A 3,458-nucleotide genomic window follows, 5' to 3' on the forward strand; every position below is an offset into this window, starting at 1 on the left:
GGAGTCGGGTACATGCACGCTGTTGGGTCCTGAGGGACCGGGCCGGCTGCCTTCGGGTGGCGGGGTCGACTCTCCGGATCCTTTTCTCACGCCTGGGTGTGTGAGAGAGGGATACCGCCCGTATTTTGAGAACTACACAGTGGACGCGAGCATCTTAGATTCACGGCTTCGGTCGTGGATCGACAAGATTCGCATGGCGCGGCTTTCGGGCTGCGGTCATGCAAATCATTGGATCTGCAACTTTTCGAGTTGTAGTTTCTTAACTCATGTGATTAGCAAGTTCATAAGAGCAAACGGTGAATGCCTTGGCATCTGGAGCCGAAGAAGGACGTCGTAATCTGCGATAAGCCTCGGGGAGCTGATAAACGAGCTGTGATCCGAGGATTTCCGAATGGGGAAACCCCGCCAGGCCCCTTGTGGTGACCTGGTGACTCCCGCCTGAATATATAGGGCGGGTAGAGGGAACGTGGGGAAGTGAAACATCTCAGTACCCACAGGAAGAGAAAACAACAGTGATTCCGTCAGTAGTGGCGAGCGAACGCGGAAGAGGCTAAACCGAGTCATGTGTGATACCCGGCAGGGGTTGCATGGCCGGGGTTGTGGGACTTTTTGTTCCGGTCTGCCGGCCGGTGAACGTTACAGCGCATCATAGACGAACAGGTTTGAACGCCTGGCCAGAGCGGGTGCGAGCCCCGTAGTCGAAATGGTGTTATGGCGTGAAGAGTATCCCAAGTAGCACGGGGCCCGAGAAATCCCGTGTGAATCTGTCAGGACCACCTGATAAGCCTAAATACTCCCAGATGACCGATAGCGGACAAGTACCGTGAGGGAAAGGTGAAAAGTACCCCGGGAGGGGAGTGAAATAGTACCTGAAACCGTTTGCTTACAAACCGTCGGAGCCTCCTTGTAGGGGTGACGGCGTGCCTTTTGAAGAATGAGCCTGCGAGTTAGTGCTCTGTGGCGAGGTTAACCCGTGTGGGGCAGCCGTAGCGAAAGCGAGTCCGAATAGGGCGATTCAGTCGCAGGGTCTAGACCCGAAGCGAAGTGATCTATCCATGGCCAGGTTGAAGCGACGGTAAGACGTCGTGGAGGACCGAACCCACTTCAGTTGAAAATGGAGGGGATGAGCTGTGGATAGGGGTGAAAGGCCAATCAAACTTCGTGATAGCTGGTTCTCTCCGAAATGCATTTAGGTGCAGCGTTGCGTGTTTCTTGCCGGAGGTAGAGCTACTGGATGGCCGATGGGGCCCAAAAGCTTACTGACGTCAGCCAAACTCCGAATGCCGGTAAGTGAGAGCGCAGCAGTGAGACTGTGGGGGATAAGCTTCATAGTCGAGAGGGAAACAACCCAGACCACCAACTAAGGTCCCTAAGCGCGTGCTAAGTGGGAAAGGATGTGGAGTTGCACAGACAACCAGGAGGTTGGCTTAGAAGCAGCCACCCTTGAAAGAGTGCGTAATAGCTCACTGGTCAAGTGATTCCGCGCCGACAATGTAACGGGGCTCAAGCACGCCACCGAAGTTGTGGCATTGACATTAGTGGTAGGCCTTCGTGGTCCAGCCGTGTTGATGGGTAGGAGAGCGTCGTGTGGCGAGTGAAGCGGCGGTGTGAACCAGCCGTGGATGCCACACGAGTGAGAATGCAGGCATGAGTAGCGAAAGACGGGTGAGAAACCCGTCCTCCGGAAGACCAAGGGTTCCAGGGTCAAGCTAATCTTCCCTGGGTAAGTCGGGACCTAAGGCGAGGCCGACAGGCGTAGTCGATGGACAACGGGTTGATATTCCCGTACCGGCGAAGAACCGCCCAAGACAATCCAGTAGTGCTAAGTATCTGAATCCCTTTGATGGATCCCTTCGGGGTGAAGCGTTGGGCCTAGCGTACGACCCCGTGCTGGTGCGTTTAGCGTATTAACAGGTGTGACGCAGGAAGGTAGCCGAGCCGGGCGATGGTTGTCCCGGTCTAAGGATGTAGGGCGAACGATAGGCAAATCCGTCGTTCATATAGCCTGAGATCTGATGGGTAGACGCAAGTCGAAATCGGTGATCCTATGCTGCCAAGAAAAGCATCGACGCGAGGTTCTAGCTGCCCGTACCCCAAACCGACTCAGGTGGTCAGGTAGAGAATACTAAGGAGATCGAGAGAATCGTGGTTAAGGAACTCGGCAAAATGCCCCCGTAACTTCGGGAGAAGGGGGGCCTGAGGCGTGAACGGACTTGCTCCGGGAGCGTTCGATGGCCGCAGAGACCAGTGGGAAGCGACTGTTTACTAAAAACACAGGTCCGTGCTAAGTCGCAAGACGATGTATACGGACTGACGCCTGCCCGGTGCTGGAAGGTTAAGAGGAACGGTTAGCCGCAAGGCGAAGCTGAGAATTTAAGCCCCAGTAAACGGCGGTGGTAACTATAACCATCCTAAGGTAGCGAAATTCCTTGTCGGGTAAGTTCCGACCTGCACGAATGGCGTAACGACTTCCCAGCTGTCTCAACCGCGAACTCGGCGAAATTGCATTACGAGTAAAGATGCTCGTTACGCGCAGCAGGACGGAAAGACCCCGTGACCTTTACTATAGTTTGGTATTGGTGTTCGGTGTGGCTTGTGTAGGATAGGTGGGAGACGTTGAAGCGGGCACGCTAGTGTTCGTGGAGTCATTGTTGAAATACCACTCTGGTCACTCTGGATATCTAACTTCGGACCCTAATCGGGTTCAGGGACAGTGCCTGATGGGTAGTTTAACTGGGGCGGTTGCCTCCCAAAGAGTAACGGAGGCGCCCAAAGGTTCCCTCAACCTGGTTGGCAATCAGGTGGCGAGTGTAAGTGCACAAGGGAGCTTGACTGTGAGACTGACAAGTCGAGCAGGGACGAAAGTCGGGACTAGTGATCCGGCAGTGGCTTGTGGAAGCGCTGTCGCTCAACGGATAAAAGGTACCTCGGGGATAACAGGCTGATCTTGCCCAAGAGTCCATATCGACGGCATGGTTTGGCACCTCGATGTCGGCTCGTCGCATCCTGGGGCTGGAGTAGGTCCCAAGGGTTGGGCTGTTCGCCCATTAAAGCGGTACGCGAGCTGGGTTTAGAACGTCGTGAGACAGTTCGGTCCCTATCCGCTGCGCGCGCAGGAAATTTGAGAAGATCTATCCCTAGTACGAGAGGACCGGGATGGACGAACCTCTGGTGTGTCAGTTGTTCCGCCAGGAGCACCGCTGATTAGCTACGTTCGGAACGGATAACCGCTGAAAGCATCTAAGCGGGAAGCCGGCTTCGAGATGAGATTTCCATCCCTTCGGGGGAGAGGCTCCCAGCCAGACGACTGGGTTGATAGGCCGGATGTGGAAGACAGGACTAAAGACTGTCGGAGCTGACCGGTACTAATAAGCCGATAACTTGATAATCACTACACTCATACTGTTGTAAAGGCTGGTAGGAGTGGTCAGAGATTGCTTGCGTCCACTTTGTGGTTC

1 rRNA gene is annotated in these 3,458 nt (G+C 54.8%); it reads left to right on the top strand.

Going from position 1 to position 3,458, the window contains the following annotated elements:
• Positions 1–273 precede the first annotated feature (273 nt).
• Positions 274–3,389: ribosomal RNA gene (locus C5B92_RS16700) — 23S ribosomal RNA — on the top strand.
• The last annotated feature ends 69 nt before the right edge of the window (positions 3,390–3,458 follow it).

It is taken from the genome of Rathayibacter sp. AY1A4, from assembly GCF_002930955.1.
In the GTDB taxonomy this organism is placed as follows: domain Bacteria; phylum Actinomycetota; class Actinomycetes; order Actinomycetales; family Microbacteriaceae; genus Rathayibacter.